General features: G+C 57.7%; 16 protein-coding genes and 3 pseudogenes. 9 read left to right on the forward strand and 10 right to left on the reverse strand.

All coding sequences use genetic code 11. From position 1 onward, the window contains the following. Positions 1 to 210: 210 nt before the first annotated feature. The gene (locus N2604_RS06510; protein ID WP_036032112.1) at positions 211 to 714 is read right to left on the reverse strand and encodes an inclusion body family protein; all 504 of its coding nucleotides are present in this window, start codon (positions 712 to 714) and stop codon (positions 211 to 213) included. Between the two features lie 829 nt (positions 715 to 1,543). Here N2604_RS06510 and N2604_RS06515 point away from each other — a divergent pair. Together N2604_RS06515 and N2604_RS06520 are read left to right on the forward strand one after the other, a co-directional pair. Then, positions 1,544 to 2,137 (forward strand): HdeD family acid-resistance protein, encoded by a 594-nt coding sequence (locus N2604_RS06515; protein ID WP_124163802.1) that lies wholly within the window; start codon positions 1,544 to 1,546, stop codon positions 2,135 to 2,137. A 101-nt stretch (positions 2,138 to 2,238) separates the two neighbouring features. Beyond that, positions 2,239 to 3,422: pseudogene (locus N2604_RS06520) on the forward strand (IS256 family transposase). 141 nt (positions 3,423 to 3,563) lie between these two features. On the opposite strand, the gene N2604_RS06525 reads toward N2604_RS06520, so the two are convergent. Beyond that, positions 3,564 to 3,800, reverse strand: a complete 237-nt coding sequence (locus N2604_RS06525) for a WGR domain-containing protein (protein WP_124163923.1) — start codon at positions 3,798 to 3,800, stop codon at positions 3,564 to 3,566. 378 nt (positions 3,801 to 4,178) lie between these two features. Here N2604_RS06525 and N2604_RS06530 point away from each other — a divergent pair, with 378 nt between their 5' ends. Beyond that, the gene (locus N2604_RS06530) at positions 4,179 to 5,036 is read left to right on the forward strand and encodes a hypothetical protein (protein ID WP_158672119.1); all 858 of its coding nucleotides are present in this window, start codon (positions 4,179 to 4,181) and stop codon (positions 5,034 to 5,036) included. Positions 5,037 to 5,331: 295 nt separating this feature from the next. Here N2604_RS06530 and N2604_RS06535 read toward each other — a convergent pair whose 3' ends face one another. The 7 genes and pseudogenes from N2604_RS06535 to N2604_RS06565 all read right to left on the reverse strand — a co-directional run. Further along, positions 5,332 to 5,634 carry a hypothetical protein gene (locus tag N2604_RS06535; RefSeq protein ID WP_124163925.1) on the reverse strand — a complete coding sequence of 101 codons (303 nt, stop codon included), beginning with the start codon at positions 5,632 to 5,634 and terminating at the stop codon, positions 5,332 to 5,334. A 1,288-nt stretch (positions 5,635 to 6,922) separates the two neighbouring features. Beyond that, complete coding sequence (locus tag N2604_RS39545) at positions 6,923 to 7,270, reverse strand: ATP-binding protein (RefSeq protein ID WP_409241681.1); 348 nt, start codon at positions 7,268 to 7,270, stop codon at positions 6,923 to 6,925. A 33-nt stretch (positions 7,271 to 7,303) separates the two neighbouring features. Continuing rightward, positions 7,304 to 7,465, reverse strand: a complete 162-nt coding sequence (locus N2604_RS39550) for a hypothetical protein (protein WP_370137892.1) — start codon at positions 7,463 to 7,465, stop codon at positions 7,304 to 7,306. Beyond that, a complete protein-coding gene (locus N2604_RS06550; RefSeq protein WP_158672120.1) occupies positions 7,465 to 7,668 on the reverse strand; it encodes a hypothetical protein in 204 nt (67 codons plus the stop codon). The genes N2604_RS39550 and N2604_RS06550 overlap by 1 nt, the downstream gene beginning before the upstream one ends. A 250-nt stretch (positions 7,669 to 7,918) precedes the next feature. Further along, positions 7,919 to 8,395: a DDE-type integrase/transposase/recombinase gene (locus N2604_RS06555; protein ID WP_260374205.1), complete on the reverse strand. Its 477-nt coding sequence runs from the start codon at positions 8,393 to 8,395 to the stop codon at positions 7,919 to 7,921. A gap of 444 nt (positions 8,396 to 8,839) precedes the next feature. After that, positions 8,840 to 9,082: a hypothetical protein gene (locus N2604_RS06560; RefSeq protein WP_124163926.1), complete on the reverse strand. Its 243-nt coding sequence runs from the start codon at positions 9,080 to 9,082 to the stop codon at positions 8,840 to 8,842. A 338-nt stretch (positions 9,083 to 9,420) separates the two neighbouring features. Further along, a pseudogene (locus N2604_RS06565) lies at positions 9,421 to 9,894 on the reverse strand (ATP-binding protein); the annotation flags it as partial. Between the two features lie 306 nt (positions 9,895 to 10,200). On the opposite strand from N2604_RS06565, the gene N2604_RS06570 reads away from it, so the two are divergent. From N2604_RS06570 to N2604_RS06590, 5 genes are all read left to right on the forward strand, one after another. Beyond that, the gene (locus tag N2604_RS06570; protein WP_158672121.1) at positions 10,201 to 10,524 is read left to right on the forward strand and encodes a hypothetical protein; all 324 of its coding nucleotides are present in this window, start codon (positions 10,201 to 10,203) and stop codon (positions 10,522 to 10,524) included. 320 nt (positions 10,525 to 10,844) lie between these two features. Beyond that, the gene (locus tag N2604_RS06575) at positions 10,845 to 11,105 is read left to right on the forward strand and encodes a hypothetical protein (protein ID WP_141697797.1); all 261 of its coding nucleotides are present in this window, start codon (positions 10,845 to 10,847) and stop codon (positions 11,103 to 11,105) included. Between the two features lie 423 nt (positions 11,106 to 11,528). After that, entirely contained in the window at positions 11,529 to 11,888 is a 360-nt protein-coding gene (locus N2604_RS06580) for a transposase DNA-binding-containing protein (RefSeq protein ID WP_245334296.1), read from the forward strand. Positions 11,889 to 12,319: 431 nt separating this feature from the next. Further along, positions 12,320 to 12,511, forward strand: a complete 192-nt coding sequence (locus N2604_RS06585; protein ID WP_225115037.1) for a hypothetical protein — start codon at positions 12,320 to 12,322, stop codon at positions 12,509 to 12,511. Next, positions 12,474 to 12,917, forward strand: a complete 444-nt coding sequence (locus tag N2604_RS06590) for a transposase (protein ID WP_245334297.1) — start codon at positions 12,474 to 12,476, stop codon at positions 12,915 to 12,917. Before N2604_RS06585 ends, N2604_RS06590 begins: the two co-directional genes overlap by 38 nt. Positions 12,918 to 13,617: 700 nt before the next feature. Here the strand turns inward: N2604_RS06590 and N2604_RS06595 are convergent. Further along, positions 13,618 to 14,776: pseudogene (locus N2604_RS06595) on the reverse strand (IS3 family transposase). 1,904 nt (positions 14,777 to 16,680) lie between these two features. Here N2604_RS06595 and N2604_RS06600 point away from each other — a divergent pair. Then, complete coding sequence (locus N2604_RS06600) at positions 16,681 to 17,511, forward strand: nodulate formation efficiency C protein (RefSeq protein WP_100213463.1); 831 nt, start codon at positions 16,681 to 16,683, stop codon at positions 17,509 to 17,511. The last annotated feature ends 580 nt before the right edge of the window (positions 17,512 to 18,091 follow it).

Consider the following 18,091-nt stretch of genomic DNA (forward strand, 5'->3'; position numbering starts at 1 on the left):
CGGCGAATCGGTCTCATTCGAGAGCGACGCGAAAAAGGCGACAGCTGGTCGAGAAGGCCGATCTGCCAGGGACGACGGGTGAGGTCGGCACGCCTCCGGACCGCAAGCTCCGCACCTGCCATTTCATGCCACCCTCGGAGTCGAGGGTGGTTGGGATCATGGCCGTTGCCCCGCTGCGCGGTTCCTTCGACGCCTTGATGATCATCCGCATCAATTGTGGATGCTGATGAACGGATCCCACGAGAAGTATCCCAGCGCGCTGCAATTGCGATCGACGACCATGAAGTTGAAATGGTAGGTAACTCGTCCGATAGCCAAAGTTTCCGAGGACCAATAGTAATTGGCGATCGTCTGACATGTCGGCACGGACGGATTGCTAGGATTGGGATGCGCGAACGAGGCCTCCGCCTTCCGCGGGGTCGGCGTCGAGATCAGCTCGTTCCCTACGTTTCCGATGAAGCGGTAGAAGATCACTGACTTCTCGAACCCAAGGGAGAGGCTGGTCTCGCGCCAACGAATCAAATCCCCGACCTGGGCCTTCAGGTCGAGCTCGCCGCCCGCTTGCCCACTGATCACGTTGTCCTGATTTGTGATCATGTAGACATGGCGGAAATCAATGAGAGTGGGGCTGTCCGGTCTTTTGCTCGGATTCGAGTACTTCTGAAGAATGGATTCCGTATCAAAAGCAACAAGAACGTCTGTGACTCTGGACATGATGCTTCTCCATTGCAAAGAGGAATGTTCGGCTTTCGCCGAGCTCACCCCATCGCCGTAGACCATTGCGATGCCTGACAACGCCGTTCGTTGGATTACGCTGCTTCGACCGGTTCATCAGGAGTTGGTTGCGGCCGCCGAGTAGGCTTGAGCTTTCGTGAGCGGCCCATTCGCGTGATCATAGGATGATTTCTCCTCAGGCCGCGCGCATTGCAGGAGACCTGCATTTGCCGTGCCAAAGGAGAGGGAATCACTATCGAGGGCGTCGTCACTCCCCATCTCGGTTCTGGAGCGCTCAGCCATGGGAGTACTGTAACCAGTGGCTCCGAGGAGGATAATGTACCGGATGGATGACAGCTTTCGGCCTTCGTGTTTGTCCAACTCCGTCGTGTGGGCGCGCATACCACCCCCTCGAGAATGCGGTTAGGCCAATCGCCGCCACGCGCAAGATGTTCATGTTGTCGCGTTCATGCGCGTCGGACTTAAGACGTTTGGCGGCAAGCTGCCACAAACGGCCGCGATTTCACGATCGCGTCACGAAGAAGCTGGTTCGCTCTCGACGCGCGGCTCGCAAAACGTGGCACGCCAATTGCTCGGCCTACGACACCGCCTCGCCGGGCTTAGTAATGTGGTCCTCCCGCGTCCTGGGATGCGGTCCAAGCCCGAAGAGAGGAGGTCACGATGCGGATGGCACCCAGCAGGCGAGCATATAGATTGATGGGCACACTGAGTCGGCTGCTCGCAACGGCCCGCAAGCTCAACCCTAATCGCAACAAAGCGATGGCTAGGCGCGCCATGCTGCGGCACAGCTTTGGCAACGGAGACCTCCATGACAAGTTCGTCTGATATCGTGCGGCTTCGAGCTGGTCCGGGCACCGCTTCGCTAACGAAGTGGGGTTGGGTTTTCGCCCTCGGCGTAGTTTATCTGATCACTGGCTTCGTGGCGCTTGGTAGCGTTGCGCTCGCGACGATGGCGAGTGTGGTGCTAGTTGGCGTGATGATGATCGTCGCCGGCGTTGCCGAAATGATCAATGCTTTCCAGGTTAAGACCTGGGGCAAGTTCTTGCTATGCGCTCTTTTGGGTGCGCTCTACATCGTCGCGGGGCTTGTGACATTTGATAATCCTACGCTCGCCGCTGTGCTGCTTACGCTGGCGCTCGGCGCATCGCTGGTCGCCGCCGGCATCATGCGCCTGATCCTGGCGTTCAGCATCAAACGCGCAACGCCCCGGTCCTGGCTGGCGATATCGGGCGTCATTACTCTGCTGATTGGATCGTTGATCTTAGCGCGTTGGCCGATAAGCAGTGTTTATATTCTGGGCCTGTTTCTCGGCGTCGATCTAATCGTGGCGGGCGCGAGCTGGATTGGAGTCAGCTTCGGCCTACGCCGCAGTCCCATCGTGAAGTCACGATCGTTGACGTAATTGCCGGGCGCCCTTGGTGATAACGTACAGAGTCTTTCGCACTTTCAGGATTGACGGCTTCTTCTAGAATGAAGGAGCTTTGAATGAACGATGGGAATGCCATGGGTCAGGTGATCCAAATTGATGAGGCCCGGATTCGAGATCAGCTGGGCGAGATGGTCCGCGGGACAGTGGAAGAGACACTGAACGCGATGCTGGAGGCCGAAGCGGACCAGCTGTGCGGTGCTGGGCGGTATGAGCGCAGCCCGGCGCGGCAGGACACGCGGGCAGGCAGCTACGAGCGAACGCTGCAGACCAAGGCGGGCGACGTCAATCTGAAGGTTCCGAAGCTACGGCGGCAAACCTTCGAGACGGCGATTATCGAGCGCTACCGGAGGCGGGAGAGCTCGGTTGAGGAGGCGCTGATCGAGATGTATCTGGCCGGGATTTCGGTTCGGCGGGTCGAAGACATCACGGAGGCGCTGTGGGGCACCCGGGTCAGCCCGAGCACAGTGTCGAACCTGAACAAGAAGATCTATACCAAGATCGAGGCGTGGCGGAATCGCAGGATCGAAGGCGAGCATCCGTATCTCTACCTCGACGGCATCGTGATGAAGCGCAGCTGGGCTGGTGAGGTTCGCAACGTGTCGCTGCTGGTGGCCTCGGCGGTCAATGCTGAGGGGTTCCGGGAGATCCTCGGCATCTGTGAAGGCGCCAAGGAGGACAAATCCGGCTGGTCCTCGTTTCTGCGGCATCTCGTCGATCGCGGTCTCAAGGGCGTGCAGCTGGTGGTTTCCGACGCGTGCCGAGGTCTTGTCGAAAGCGTTGCGGATTATCTGCCGGAGGCACGCTATCAACGCTGCATGATTTTTATCGTAATGTCTTCAGCCACGTGCCGTCGACCCGGGTCCGCGAGGTGAGCCACATGCTCAAGGCCATTCATGCCCAGGAGAGCCGCGCCGCGGCCGACGAGAAAGCCAGGACCGTCATCGCGGATCTGCGGGCCAGCCGTATGGCCAAAGCTGCTGATCTCGTCGAGCAGGCGGTTCACGAGACGCTCGCCTACTATGCCTTTCCGGACATCCATTGGCGGAAGATTCGAACGAACAATCCGCTCGAGCGCATCATGAAGGAGATCCGGCGACGAACCCGTGTCGTCGGCGCCTTCCCCGACGGTCAATCCTGTCTCAACTTAGCGGCGGCCCGGCTGCGGCACATTGCCGGAACGGCGTGGTCGACCAAATGCTACATGAACATGCGACCGCTCTATCAGCCACAACTCTCTGAAACCGGAGCCGTCGCCTGATCAAAAGTGCGAAAGATTCTGGACAGTACCAACCTGGCTCTTTCCCGCCAATGTTCGGCTGCTGGATTCGCGCGAAGCCTTCAACAATGGGCGCGGTGACGGGCAACAGTCCGTTGTTGTGCTCGCTTTCGAGACCGCCGATCACCCGGTAGACGCGTGGATGGACCGTGCGCTCGCAATCACCAACGCAAATTCGAACACGAGGCTGCAAACAGCGGCAGCCGACAACGCGCCGGTGCGGCTGAGGCTTGGCGCAACGGCTTTATCCGGCGTCTGCACCATCGTCTGGCCAGTCGTGCCGATCCGGCCCCGCTTGCGGATCAGCGAGACCCCGCCGAAGAGGGTCGGTTGGGTCGAAAGCAAGTAAAACCGCCGCATGTTGCAGGCCCGATCGGTTCTTGAGCAATGCTATTTTGACAGCACGAAGATTACGTCCTCACAAGTTGCAGTGTGTATGCCGAAATGCTTGAGCACCAAAAAGCAAGAGTTGCCATCAGGCGAATGGCTAAGGAGATTGCGCCTTCTCATCTCAGTAAGTACCTCGCGCCACTCAAATCTATTAGCATCCCAGCTCTTCTGATCTGGGGCAATAACGACAGAATTGTGCCTCTTGAGAATGGCCATCGATTGAACCGTGATCTTGCAACTCCAAGCTACACGTCATCCAAGCTTGTGGACATATGCCTCAAGAGGAGTGCCCTGATGCAACTGTTGAGGCAATTGCGACGTTTTTAGATAGAGCGGAGACGGTTCGCAATGCTAGGCCGCTGGCCTGACTTACTATCTCTTTCCATAGCGGCGCTCGTATGCCGCTTGCTTTTTCTTTTTCCCCAAACAGTGTTCGAAAAGACAGGACTGGTGAGGATTTCGTTGCTCGACTGGATCTCATTAGAGCACGACGTTCACAAGGGGCTAATTCGCCTTCTTGCGCTGCTCCTAGTCGTTGCGTGTGGTGCCGCGTCTGCATTCAGGGATTACTCGCACTCTTTTCCTGACTTGTTGAACGTAAACGTGTTCTTTTACGGCGACGGAATAGAGAAGACGATTCAAAGCATGTCGGACGACGATATAACAAAACTCAATTCAACATCTGATTGGAAGCAGCGAAAAAAGGAGTACTACACGAAGATCAACAACGAACTGCAGGAGCTAGGAATACCGTTCAAGTTCGGTGATGCCCCAGGGCAAACATCGGCAACCGGGCCGTTAAGATTTCGAACCCAACCCATCGAGAAGTGGGGTGCGCAACTTTACAGGATCACTGAGGCGGGAGGGACGCTGGTGCACGTTAGTCAAAGCCCAGGAACAGAGGAATACCGGACTGTCTCTGAGTTTGGTCTAACGAATTCCGATTTCAACCTCAAAGGAACAGTGAAGGACGTCTACTGGGAGAACGCGATTCTCATAATGCCCGTACTTAAGCAACTCTATCGTATCTCGCCCTCACGCGAGATTTATCACCATTCTCTAATTGCCGCGACGCGAGTAGAGATCTTTCCTTACATCAACATAAGCAAAACTGTTTACCTGGTACCTTCGTCAGACCGATCGCCTATGGCATTTATTCCTTGCCGTAAGCGCCAACGCTATTCAAATGGATCGGTGCTTTGCTAGGTGTGACCTGTGATCAAGCGCCCGCCTGGCCAGCGCCAGCATGCATCCGAAGACAGCGCTAGCAACAGCGGCAATGTGTTTCGCTAGCCAAATGAGCAGATGCTCAGTCGTGAGCACCGTCATATCGTGGTCGGATCGAAATCGCGAGGTGTCCATTCCTCGCCGGGTTCTAGGTCAGCTAGTTCAATTACATGACCCGTGCCTTCAACCGGCCACCCTCCCATTTTGGCTGCCCCGTCGTAGGTGGCCATGCGCCGGGAGATAACCACTTCATCTGTAGCGATGTTGTAGAGCTTTACTTTGTAAACGGTTTCCTGGCCATCTCTATTTCAATTTCCTCTTGATCTGCGTCGTGGGCGTATCCCCGCACAACCACTAAGTTGCCCCGCCTGGGCAGCGGCGCAAGCTTGTCGAGGATGTACTGCGGGGCTCCTTCTTTGATTTCTACGCCGTATGCGTAAACCAGCCCATCGTCGTTGGCGATCTCGTTTATCGTATACTCGATTTGATTCAATTCATCGAGCGTGAGGTCAAGTGCCGCGGCAATCGCCTCGGCTTCCTGGGCGTCGTACTCATCTTTAAGCTGTCTGCTGCTCATTGTACACAACTCATCATCCCGACTGCCATTCCTAAAGATCAACTTCGTCTGCATCGGCTACCAGCATATTGCTCCAACGCCTTTTGCATAATGAGTGAGCGGTGAGATTCGATCGAGTATCCTGGGCGGCGCTCGCGACTGAGTCATTTGGCAAGGCTCCATATTCTCAGCGAGTGCGGATCAGTTCACGTCTCGAAGGTACTTCAGCATACTGTTGCACGCATTCTCGGCATCAGCGAAGCTTTGGAGCGGCCAGCCGAGAATCCTGATCGAGCCACGGCTCTGGTCAAGCGGACGCCACGAGGCGACGTAGCCCGACCTTCCGCGGAAGCCACGACCAGTCGGGCTCTGGAAGCTGATCACGAACGAATAGCCGTCGCTATTCGCACTCCATATTTCCATGTCTTCGGCAGCGCGATGGAATTACAGGGGCATCAGGCTCCGTTCGCCTGGGCAACCCGAGAACGCAATGCCTCGGTCGAACGTCGTAACGTGTCAATACACGGCAGCTCTCGCCGGCAAATTGCGTTCCCTCGTCAAGCCATGGCATGCATCTGGAATCACTAGCAGCTCGGCTTATCCGTCCAGCCACCTGCCTCGATCCCGCGCTTGAAAACTACAGATGTGAAGGTGTTTAGCCACGCAGAAACGCATTCCTTGGCATCGATTTGTCCTATGTTTGTCGCTTCGATCAACTGCCTAAGCAGGTAGTTGACTGTGACACGAGATGCGCTTGATGGCACCCGATTGACGACCAGCGAGTTCTGGCAAATGGTCCGACGCCCCAGTTTGGGAGTTTAAATCACAGGCCTTCGTCAAAATGCAACGCCCCCCGACCGCCGGCCCTCTGGTTGGGTGCTCACGAGCGAAACGGACATCAACCATCCACCCGAGTGGGCGGCAAGTTCAGATACCCATCCGGATGGGCGGGGACAGCACGCGAACTCTTATCAGAATCCTCGCCAAGCTCTGCCGGCCGATCTTGCGCAACAGCCGCTGCACGCGCTTGCGATTGACGGCATGGCCCTGGCGCGCAGCATCGCGGTCACCCGACGCGAGCCGAGGAATGGCCAACTCACGAACAGTTCATCGATCCGCAGCATCAGCGCCGAATCGTCATCGTCGTTGAGGGCGCGGCCGATAGACGCTTGAGCGAGCGACGCCGAGCAGCTGGCACTGCTGGGGCACCGACAGCTCTCCATGATTGCGGTCGACGAGCACGCGGCGATCCGGGGCGCTCATCTTCCGTAGCCCTTCGCTAAAAACTCCCGCTCGATGATCAACTGGCCTATCTTGGCGTGCAGCTTCTCAATCTCGCGCTCGTGCCCGGCTGCGCTGTCGCCGTTGCTCTCGAACGCCCGCGCTGCTTGATCCAGAAGCTGCTTCTTCTAGCGTAACTCTGGTCCGGGGGCAGTAGCGGCCGAAACGTTCCATCACGTTGCTCGGTGGGCATTTTCTTTTCGGTGATCAGCGGACAATCACTCCGCAATGCTTGGTCTGTCCTTGAATTTGCGTTGGCGATCCAACGTGACGCGGCCAGGTCACGGATCTGCTTCGGATCGATCGACGGCTGCGCCTCGAAGTCGAAGCCGGCAAGCTCCTTCACGGCCGGGAAGTGTGCGAGTTTCAGCGCCATCTCGATGCGGCGATGATCCTTCGCGATCTCGCGCTAGCACAGCAGGATCAGCGTCTCACGCGCCGACAGGTTCGCGCGCGCCGCCTCGTCGAGCAGGTTGTCGAGCTGGTCCCGGATGCCGGCGAGCTGCAATCGTGCCAGCATGGCGTCGAGCCGATCGATTGGTGCTTCGGTAGCCTTCTTTATGCGCGCCATCAGAAGCTCCCTCCGATCGCTGCTTCGTATTCGGCAAGAGGACGCAACAACGAGGGCAGTGGAGACGATGCCGGCACCGTCGCTGCCGCAATCTCCGGTCGGCAGACCGCGCCATTCTGCCCGGCAACACCGTCGAGGTGGGTGGTATCGACGATCCGCAGCCGGCGACCTTCCGATTGCTTGTGGACCGCAACCTCGCGCATGCCTTGGCGGATACGCACCTCGCCGGCCGCAACCGCACCGAGTAGCTGTTCGTACCGACCTCGACGGCTTCAACCTGTGTGTCTCGTCACGCGCGAAGCGGACGATCGGCGCCTCGCCGGTCGTGCCGTGGATACGCACGTTCGCCACCTCACGCTCCCACTCGGCGAGATGCGCCTCGAATGCCACCCAGCTCGCGAAGGAATGCCCCGCGATCGCATTCTTCTTCACGTAACCGACGCCATTCTCCGTCTAGCCCTTCGTGCGCGCCCGATACGGTGCGCAGGCGCTAGGACGGAAGCCCCAATGCTTCGCGAACGCGATGAGCTTGGCGTTAAACTGAACCGACCGGCTCACCGCGTCGTGGCGCACCACGAGCGCGCGTGGATTGTCCATCAGCACTTCCTCCGGCACGCCGCCGAAAGTCGTAAATGCGCTCTCGAGCCCACCGAACCAGTGCTCTTGCTTCTCGCCCCGGAACGCACGCACATGCAGCCGCCGCGAATGCCCGAGCGTCGCCACGAACACGAATGCTTTGACCTTCACCCCGCCGATCTCGACCAGACGCTCGCCGAAGTCGATCTGTAGCTGCCGGCCCGGGGGCGTCTCGAACCGCGTCGTCGCCAGCGCTTCCGCCTTGAGTGCCTGGCGATAGGGCTGCACGGCGCGTTGCAGCGTTCGCCGGCTGACTGCCACGCCTTCCTCGGTCAACAGGTCCTGGCGCACCACATTTGCATTGCCGCGATGCCGAATGAACCTCTCGCGCAGCCAACCTTCAAGGCCATCGAGCCGTTTCGGCGCTCAGGCGACCTGAACGGCTTCACCCCGCCCGCCGCAACGTAGTCCTTCACCACGGCACAATTTCACGCCTGTGAAGAACGCGCGGCGCAAGTGCATTGCATCGGGTATGCTACCCGCAAGCCACAAAGTCTGAACGACTCGAAGAACTTCGTAGTATATACAAAGAACTCTCAGGAGAGGAGGTCACCGCTGCGGAAGCGACTGATATCGCGCAACGTTCTCGCACGCTAAAGATTGATTTCGTACCGCTTGCCCGGCGGGCACGAGAAGTCTCCTCCTTCGCCACCAACTCCGGTTCGAAGCGCTGCCGGAGAACGCTGATATTTTGCAGAATGCGCTGATCATCTTCGGTTGCAGGTCACGTAAGATCTCTTATGCCCACTCGGCACCTTTACCCTGTAAAGTTCGAACGTCCTCGTCGATTCCCAGCAACGTGAGTGAGTCCGGCGGTTTGCGAACCGATATGAACGGCTTCTTGGCTTCAATCTTGAGTATTTTCTGCGTGAGGAATGGGTTCGAACCTACGGTTTCGAGAATAAAAAGCGCCTTGACCGATCGTCCCCGGTCAAAAACCAGTCCGCGGCTCTGCTGCTGAATGGAAATCAGACTGACCACGGGTTCGAACCCGTCCTTCGGAGCAATCTTTTCCCGTTGTCGAATGCAATCCTTTTGCAGCGCGGCTCGTTGTATAGTAGATAAAATAACGCATAAGTGACACTGACTCGCGGCTCTAGAATCGAACTCGATCTTACGCGAATCAGAAGTCCGCAGATCGTGCCAAGTTGGCTCAAGCATGCGAGAGGGTGCGACAAGCCATTTCGGCACGGATTTCTGCCGCTGAAAGCGAGTTGGATCTTTCTGAGATCTGGTTGACGGCCTAAAGCCCGAAGCCTGTCAAACGCCATCCGGAACTGCCCCCTTTGCGTCATGAAGAACTGCCCCCACGCTCGGGTTCATGATGTCGGGCCGTCAGCGGCGGGCGCCTTGATGAGGCCGCTCTTTCGCTTGACGCGGAGGCGGTAGCTGTCGCCGCGGATGGTCAGCACGTGGCTGTGGTGCAGGAGCCCGTCAAGGATCGCGGTGGCGACCACCGGATCTGCGAACACGGTGCCCCATTCGGCAACGCTGCGGTTCGAAGTGATCAGCATGGCGCCGGTTTCGTAGCGGCGGCTGACCAGCTGGAAGAACAGATGCGCCGCGTCGGGCTCCAGCGGCAGGTAGCCGAGTTCGTCGACGATCAGCAGCTTTGGCTTCGCCAGCGCGAGCAGTTTCTCGTCCAGGCGCCGCTCGCGCGCCTTGGCGAGGCCAGCGACCAGCGTCGTCGCCGTGGTGAATCGCACCGTGTAACCGGCCAGGATCGCCTCTCGCCCGAGCGGGGTCGACAAGTGCGTCTTACCGACGCCCGGCGGCCCGAGCAGCAGCACGTGCACTTATCCGGAGGGAACTCTCAATCGCCGACCCAACGAACTTCGATCAGCTGCAGAACGGCTTCTTCAATGCACTTGCCACGGGGCTGGGCTACGAGACGACTTCGCCATTTCAGGTACTCCAACCCGCCCCACCCTCATCGGAGTTTCCGGTGCCGACAGCCGGTTGTGGGACTATCTCGATATCATTCCGCCAGCCACACTCAATATGAATGTCGGCTCGGAGCTGGCGGCAACAAGTTTTCAGTCGATTATCAGGGCGTACTTTCCGCGCTCCAGCCTGCTTCCGAGCGCTTCCAGGATACCGTGGATCCAGTCTGTTACAAGGCTTGGGCCGAGACACGCGACAAGCAAGAAGCAGGTCCAACCGGGCACGATTTCCAAGTATGGCCTCTTGGTTGCGAGCTCTGCTCTGCTAAAGCACGCCAAGGCGCCATCGCGCTCAACCGAGACAACCTAGATCCGATCTTCGTGGCGATGAATAACGCCATGCCGTATAGACCCAGCGGCACGGAGCCGATCACCTTCTCGATCGGCTATAGCGACATCGTCGAGCTGCTGCTAAAGGCCCCGTCGCGCAAGTTCAATGTCGCACAAGGAACGTGGAACACCGATGTCTCAAAATCTTGAATCAACGGCTCGTCCGGCGGCTTTTTCGGCCTTTGGGGAGGCAGCAGCTCATCCTCAAAGTTTAGCGAGAAGTTCGCTGCAAGCGGTGTTTCTCCCGACGCGTCACTCGCGAATGTGATGCCCGTCAGCCCACGCCCAGTATTCGGCGGCGCTAGGTCTTGCACATCACAACAAGAACGCCGCACCATGGGATTCGGGTTCAATAATCAACTGCGAACGCACATTCGGGCCTGAGGGCAACATGCAACCATTCACCACGACGCTGCTAATTGCCAATAAGATGGATGTACTCGTACAGTCATTCGTCACCTACAGCGAAGATGAGCAAGCAGACGTTCAGAACAATTCAAAAGCCGGGCTATGGCCTTTCTACAGTAGGGCGAATCGAGCGGGTCGTCGCCCTCGGCAAGCTTCGACAAGGACGGGCGATGACGATCATCATCACCAGCGACGACAAGATACCGATCGTGATCGGTGCTCTTGTCGAAGCCGCCGGAACCTATCTCGGCGCTGAGAGCGATGCGTCGGCTTTCCTCACGAAAGCGCTGTTCAGTGCCGAAGCTCGCGGTCGTAAGAAATGACATAGTGCGCCGGGTTGGGAGTCGCGTGATGCGACGCACTAAGCTTATTGTCGTTCGCCGAAGCTCATCCAAAGCGCCGCCTGCATTGGCGCCCGAGATCGTGGATGCGGTCGTCTGGAGGCAGACGTGTCAACGTCAGGCATCCTGAGCTGCCGCCGAATGGAGTAGCTGTGACAACATTCGTATTCTCCAAGCACGGTTCGTGCAGAATGCGCTTCGATCGTTCGGCCTGTTGAACTTCTCGCCAACACCTGCAGACTGGTATCTCTCTTCCGCACTCGGAATGGCCTATAATAATCCGGGTACGCTCCCCTGGGATCTTACGGTTACCCACTTTTTTGAGGTGCACTGAGCCGAGAAACTTGAGTCGCCAGAATCGCTTGCGATTCTTTGATGGGCACCTGATTCGAGAAAAAGTGCTCTATGGGACTGACTTCACGCGTCCGGGATGAGAAGGCGCATCGGTTGGCGTCTGACGCGTTGACTTGGTTTGACCGTGAAGCTGCGCTGTGCGAATTCCGGGACGCTCGACTTGGCGAGAGCTTTCGCATGCTGCTGCAGCAGATTGGTGGAGATATCGGACAGAGCATTCCGGTGGTTTGCCAAGACTGGGCGAATACCAAGGCGGCCTATCCTTTCTTCTCCAATGAACGAGTAAGCGAGGCCGAAATCCTGTCTGGTCATCTTGAATCCACGCGGGAACTTATCGCGGCTGCGAAAGGGCCTGTCTTGTCCTGCATGATACGACCGAATTCACCTATCAAAGGGAGCGCCCGGATCTGATCGGGATCATTAAGCGTGTCCCCAGAAGGAACTCGCGAAGATTGGACGGAAAACCCGAAACGTACACGACATGCGGAATATTGATGCATTCGAGCCTTGCGGTGACCCTCGAGGGCTTCCCCCGGGGCTCAACGCCGTGAAGTGTGGACCAGAAAGAAATTCAAAGGGGTCGCTGCGCTTAGGCGCGAGGTCAACCCGACACGGATCCCCATTGAAACCAAGGAGAGCATTCGGTGGCTGGAGAACCTCAAGCAATCCACGGACCTTTTCGAGGAGCCATCGCAGTGCATCCATATCGGTGATCGTGAGGCCGACATTTATGAATTGTTTTGTGCCGCCCAAGAGGTTGGAACGCATTTCTGGTAAGGACCTGTGTCAATCGCCTGGCAGGCGATGGCGATCATACCGTTGCAACGATAATGGACGAGGTCATGGTCAAAGGCCTCCACCGGATCGAAGTCCAGGATAGCAAGGGCAATCCAGACCAGGCTGTTCGTGAAATCCGGTATCGTAAAATCCGTATTTTGCCACCCATAGGCAAGCAGTCGCGGTATCCAGCTTTGACTTTGACAGTGATCCACGCTGATGAACGAGGAGCGCGCAAAGAACAGAAAGAAGATTGAATGGAAACTCCTGACATATCTTCCGGTGCAATCGAGCAGGGATGCGATCGAGAAACTCGATTGGTATTCCCTTCGATGGAAGATCGAGGTCTTCCACAAGATACTCAAATCCGGCTGTAGGGCAGAGGACTCGCAACTGCGGACTGCTCAGCGATTCACGAATTTGATCTCGGTATTCTGCATTGTGAGCTGGCGCATCTTTTGGATGACGATGCTCAATCGTTCAGCGCAAAATGCTTCACCGGAATTTGTGCTGACCAAAGCTGAAATCCAATTGCTTGATCGGCTCGTCGAAAACAAGACTCCAGTCAGCACCAACGAAAGACATTGTCGCATTATCTCATCAAGATCGCCAGGCTCGGCGGCTATCTCGCCCGCGCCAACGATCCGCCACCAGGGACTCTGATCATGTGGCGCGGATTATCGCGATTCATCGATCTCGCAACGGGAGCGAAACTTTCCCAAAAACTCTGCCCCAAAATGTGGGTAATCGTAAGCCCTGGGATGCCACCGCCCGGCTGGGATACGACTTTCGGCCCTGGGGGCACATTGCCGCGGTTCCTGTCGAGCCTCCTAATAGTTGTGGAAATGCGGATTCACTATAGCTCCGGGGCTACGTTCAGCGAGGTCGACAAAGCGGAGATTATCGCAAATCGGATGGGGACTCTGGCCCTACTACCTCGATGATACACACGCGGCCACAGTTGTCAGCTTCGATAATCAAGGGACGATGACTGTAAGAATCGAGAGTCAGAAGGATCGGCCAGTCGCGCTTTTCGCCTCGGTGCTTTCAGCGGCCGAATATCTAGGTGCAAGATAGGGACGAGCTGGGCGGCGACTTCACTCAACTGTTGCGGAACGGCTGTAAGCATCATGATCTAAGAACTCCCGTACTTGAACAGGGGGCGGCGGACGGATGGGCACACTTCGCAAATGCAGCCGCGATATTGCTCCTGATTTTCCAAGCTTCTGAAGCACGTCGAACATTTTCCCCTCTTGGACGGCGTTTCAGTCGCCCATCCCCGCTACGCGCCCGGTTGCCGCATCTCTTCGTCAGACTGGAAGCACCGGACTCACAATGCGGGCCATGACCTTGCCCCCAAGTGTTATTCAATCCTGAGTTCGCTCCGGCTGTTGGATTTGCCCGGTTGGGTGGTGGCAGCGACGGGAGCTGGCGGCGGAGCTTTCGGCATAGCGCAGCGCCAGATCCCGGCGCGGGTGACAGCTGAAGGCGAACTCGGAGGGCGTTTTCCATCCTGCGAGTGTGGTCGCGCATCGTTGTAATCGGCCCGCCAGCATCCGCGTGCGACGCGAGCCTGGGCCAGCGACGTGAACAGCGTCTCGTTCAGTTGATCCCGCAGCGGGCCGTTGAAGCTCTCGATAAAGGCATTCTGCATGGGCTTGCCCGGCCCAATGTAGTGCCATGCGACGCGCCTCTGATCCGCCCCGGTCAGGATGGCGGTGCTGGTCAGTTCGGTGCCGGTGTCGCTGACCACCGTCTTGGGCTTGCCGCGCTCGATCACCAGCCGGTCCAGTTCCCGCGCCACGCGGATGCCGGAGAGCGAGGTATCGGCAGGCACTCGCGGGTGCAGTCATCCACGACGGTGAGGATACGGAAGCGGCGGCCGCAGGTCAGCTGACCCGACACGAAATCGAGCGACCGGCGGTCGTTCGGCGCCATCGGCACCGTCATTGGCGCCCGGGTCCCGATCGCCCGTTTGCGGCCGCCACGCCGCCGCACCGCCAGCCTCTCTTCCAGGTAGAGCCGGAACAGCTTCTTGTGGTTGACCCTCCCGCTTGAGCAGCACATGCAGGCGTCGATAGCCGAAGCGGCGGCGCTCCTGGGCGATTGCCCGCATGCGCTGGCGAAGGCCGGCTTCGTCCGCCCGAGTCGTTTGGTATCTCATGGTCATGCGGCAGCAGCCGATGGCTTTACACGCCCGCCGTTCGCTCATCCCGTGGGCGCCTCGGTGACAGCTTTCCGCGTGGCCGCGGGCGTCACCATTTCTTTCCCACGAGGTCCTTCAAGGCCGCGTTGTCCAGCATGGCATCGGCGAAAAGGCGCTTCAGCCGTGTGTTCTCGTCCTCCAGGGTCTTCAGCCGCTTGGCCTCCGACACCTCCATTCCACCGAACTTCGCCTTCCATTTGTAGATGCTGGCGTCGCTGACGCCATGCTTGCGGCACAGATCGGCAACCGACACGCCGGCCTCATGCTCCTTCAAAATCCCGATGATCTGCTCTTCCGAAAAGCGGCTGCGCTTCATGCTCTGGTCCTTGTTGTGAGCCAGAACGAACTTCACACTGGATTAAGCCCCTGGGGCAAGGTCACTCACGCGCGAGCGGTAGCGCGGAAGTATCCGCGATACGCTGAATGAAGTCCGTGGGGAACGGGAGGCAACATGGACCTCATCCTGTGCCTGAGTTTATCGTAGTCTGAAAACCGCGAGCTGGGATCTTCGGGCCAACGCGTCCGGTCTCTGCGCAGACCAGCCGAACCAATTCGTTGGGCGTCATGTACGGCGCTGATAAGTCGAAAGCTGGCATATTAGAAGGCTTGCTGCGGTGAACGCCTGGATGGCCATTGCGATCCGGTTTTCAATCATGTGGATATCCCTCAGTACGCCAGGGACACGACCTCATCCGAAGCAAATGGAGCCTCGAGAATGATTATTCAAGTCGCGAGTTGCAACAGCATGCGCGTGCTCACCTACTAGGCCTAGTTGTTGATCGGGGCGACGGAGGCATGCCAACGTTGCTAACGACGCTGACGCTGGTCAAAGCGCCGGCTTGCCTGAAGGCAGGGGGCGTTCGCAAATAGTAGAGGAGAGATATCATGAATCGCTCTGTCGCCACTATCGCACTGACGCGTTTGGGAATCGCTCTTTCCAGTGTTGCCATCGCACAGACAGCTAGACAGGAGAACAACACCCTTCCAGGGCAGGAGCGCGCTCTCAGTGTCGCGCCGGGCTAAGTGCAGCCGACCAGAGGGGTCGTGTTTTTGACAGCGGCAATCAACTCAGACGGCAGCATAGCGGGCTGCTTCGGTTACAACACCGCGAACACCAAGAGGGGCTGGCATATATCAGATCGATTTCGGACACAACGTCCAAGCAATCAAGGGTTGGAGCCGATGGGTTCAGGCCGACACCTTGACGAACGGTGCGGAGAACGCTTGGTGTAACACTGCCGACCGGGCCGGCAATGACAATGCAGTTTGGGTTAACTGCCAGACTAGCAGTGCGCCGGTTGACGCATCCTTCTTCTTGTTCGTCGCCACCGAACTTGCGTGGCGACCTCAACCCCAGTGAGGACGATCGGCCTTCCCACGCTGATCGAGGGCGGGTAAGAAGTAGAGTATTTTCGCTAGTCACGCACGCCCACTCTCACTGGGCTCGTCCGGCTTTTCCTGATTATCGGGCGAGCACGCGAGCAGGCCGCCACCGTTGTGAGCGTGCATGTCGATCTCTTGCCCGCACGCGAGTGCCGTCTCGAACCGCAAATGATTACAGTGGTGTCCGTAGCGAAGGCCTAATCCACTCACTTGAGATCATTTGCTTCGGGGTTCTTGGCAGGATCGTTGATGGCCGGAAGCTCGCATGATCCTGCGCGACATGCAGGCCGACGACGGCGCGCATCTTGCACAACGCCAGAAGTCTTCGGGAGCGATTTGAGCCGGAGGAGTAGCAAAGGAGGCCGCTCGCGTCGTCGTGCAAATGGCGGGAAAGCAATCTATAGAGCGCGACGAGGCGATGCGCGATATCGCACGCCTCTGCCGCAGTGATCTCCTCCCCGACACGGCTCTGTATATACGCCGAAGCTCTTCGAATCGTTCGGATGAGAATTGATGGCCAGTTCGTACTATGCCCGATGAGATGTAGTGCTGGGGCGCATCCTTCACAGAAGCTGAAAATGCAGGCAAGCGCATTCAAGCACACTACGCATGCTCTCCACTGCCAGCCGAGGTGTTGTTCTAAAAGTCAAGCTGATCAAATGGCCCCGGACCTCCTTGGGCCCGCTCCGCAGAAGTGTCGGCACCTGCATCAGATCGCCAGCAGGCTGGGGTGAACGAAATTGATTTGGGTGCCAACCAGTCCTGGTAGCTGCGCCGCCACTCTCCTCAAGATACAATTTTGCGCGGATATCAGGATAGCTGCGCGGGGTAAGAGAAATGATCGAAAGGCGCGTGCTTTGGCTTTGTCTCGTTATCGGTCTCTGTATCGGCCTTGGCGTATGGTTGATCTTGCCGGGTGGGCCGGCCGGTAAGAGCGATGGTGTTCGTACGAGCGACAACCCGCTTATCGATAAGGTCAAATCAACCTGGCGAGCGCAGGATGGTGAGACAGCGGAGCAAATCTTCACCAAGGTCTCGAAGGTAGCACACTTCATCCCCAGGGGATGGGAGGCTGGTCAAAAGGCCGACTCGGGCGAGTCAGTTATTTTTTCATGGGCCAAACACCGGGCCGATAAAACAAAGGAAGAGTACACGGTCACGTGGGAGGTGATGCCCGATGACACAGTGAAAATTGTGGCGCCGTATGCAAAGCCGATGGAACTAGGCTGGCAGGCGTTCGCACTCTCGCTCATCGCGGACGAAGTGACAAACGACGAAAGCGGCGTGAACCGTCACTTTCTGCATAATCCCGCTAACTTCAACTTCGTGACCACCGCCCAGGGCAAGTTGGGCGATCTTCTGCGGCGTGGCCGCTGCGCTATCGGCGAGCCGGTTGGAGTGCATTACTCGCCGACGAGAGATGAGCAGCAAACCACGAAGGGCGGGCTATGGCGCGTCGAGCTTTCGGTCGACTGCAATGTTCCCGGACCTAGTTACTTCACGCGCGACGGAATCATTATTTTCGAGAAGCGTGAAGGGCAAGATTGGGAGCCACAATCGTTCTTTGCCAAGCTTATCGCCACGTATGCACCCGGCTCTTGGTTTAAGCTTGCGGACCCGAAAGATCAGGAATCGTTCGAGGCGGACAGGAAGGTGTTGTCAAAATGACGTTCGCCGTCGATGATGAAGTCGCATCGCTCTTCAAAGTGTCTGCGCTTCGTGCTGCACACTCGATCTCGACAACCAAGCTCAAGTGGAGTTTGTCGGACGGTTGGGCGAGGTAAGATTGCAGACCAACACGGTTGCCGTGCTTTCACGTTCCGAGCCTGTTTGTTCAATACGCAAACTGATCAGCCGCTAACGTCTGTCTACAGCGGAACTATCGAGTATTGGGCCACTGTAGGACCTGCCAGACGCATCGATTATCCAATCTCCCTAGGCGATCGTCTCGCCGGACCGCGACCGTTCCGTCTCCGCAACCCCGAGCAGCTCCGACGGAGCAATCGCGGTCGGCGTGCCACTGGAGAGAAAGAATGGCAGCTTGAAAACAGCCCGCAGTTAAAGGGCCGATTGACATCCATCGATCTTTTCAACCTTTAGCCGCTGACGTCGATGTATGAGGGCTCACTTGCTCGGCCGCCAGTTTGGTCTCTTCAACGCAAAAGCCCGCCATATGGCGGCTTTTGCGTTATGCTTCATCACCTTTGCCGTATCACCTTTGCTAATAATAACTGGGTGGTTGCCCACG

The organism is Bradyrhizobium sp. CB1015, from assembly GCF_025200925.1.
GTDB lineage: Bacteria > Pseudomonadota > Alphaproteobacteria > Rhizobiales > Xanthobacteraceae > Bradyrhizobium.

What these genes read in the sequence shown, in the direction of transcription:
- N2604_RS06535 (WP_124163925.1), bottom strand. Translation starts at nt 5,634, where the DNA reads ATGAGCAGCAGACAGCTTAAAGATGAGTACGACGCCCAGGAAGCCGAG.
- N2604_RS39545 (WP_409241681.1), bottom strand. Translation starts at nt 7,270, where the DNA reads ATGGCGCTGAAACTCGCACACTTCCCGGCCGTGAAGGAGCTTGCCGGC.
- N2604_RS06550 (WP_158672120.1), bottom strand. Translation starts at nt 7,668, where the DNA reads ATGCGCGAGGTTGCGGTCCACAAGCAATCGGAAGGTCGCCGGCTGCGG.
- N2604_RS06530 (WP_158672119.1), top strand. Translation starts at nt 4,179, where the DNA reads ATGCTAGGCCGCTGGCCTGACTTACTATCTCTTTCCATAGCGGCGCTC.
- N2604_RS06575 (WP_141697797.1), top strand. Translation starts at nt 10,845, where the DNA reads ATGAGCAAGCAGACGTTCAGAACAATTCAAAAGCCGGGCTATGGCCTT.
- N2604_RS06590 (WP_245334297.1), top strand. Translation starts at nt 12,474, where the DNA reads ATGAACGAGGAGCGCGCAAAGAACAGAAAGAAGATTGAATGGAAACTC.
- N2604_RS06585 (WP_225115037.1), top strand. Translation starts at nt 12,320, where the DNA reads ATGGTCAAAGGCCTCCACCGGATCGAAGTCCAGGATAGCAAGGGCAAT.
- N2604_RS06600 (WP_100213463.1), top strand. Translation starts at nt 16,681, where the DNA reads ATGATCGAAAGGCGCGTGCTTTGGCTTTGTCTCGTTATCGGTCTCTGT.
- N2604_RS06510 (WP_036032112.1), bottom strand. Translation starts at nt 714, where the DNA reads ATGTCCAGAGTCACAGACGTTCTTGTTGCTTTTGATACGGAATCCATT.
- N2604_RS06525 (WP_124163923.1), bottom strand. Translation starts at nt 3,800, where the DNA reads ATGCGGCGGTTTTACTTGCTTTCGACCCAACCGACCCTCTTCGGCGGG.
- N2604_RS06580 (WP_245334296.1), top strand. Translation starts at nt 11,529, where the DNA reads ATGGGACTGACTTCACGCGTCCGGGATGAGAAGGCGCATCGGTTGGCG.
- N2604_RS06515 (WP_124163802.1), top strand. Translation starts at nt 1,544, where the DNA reads ATGACAAGTTCGTCTGATATCGTGCGGCTTCGAGCTGGTCCGGGCACC.
- N2604_RS39550 (WP_370137892.1), bottom strand. Translation starts at nt 7,465, where the DNA reads ATGGCGCGCATAAAGAAGGCTACCGAAGCACCAATCGATCGGCTCGAC.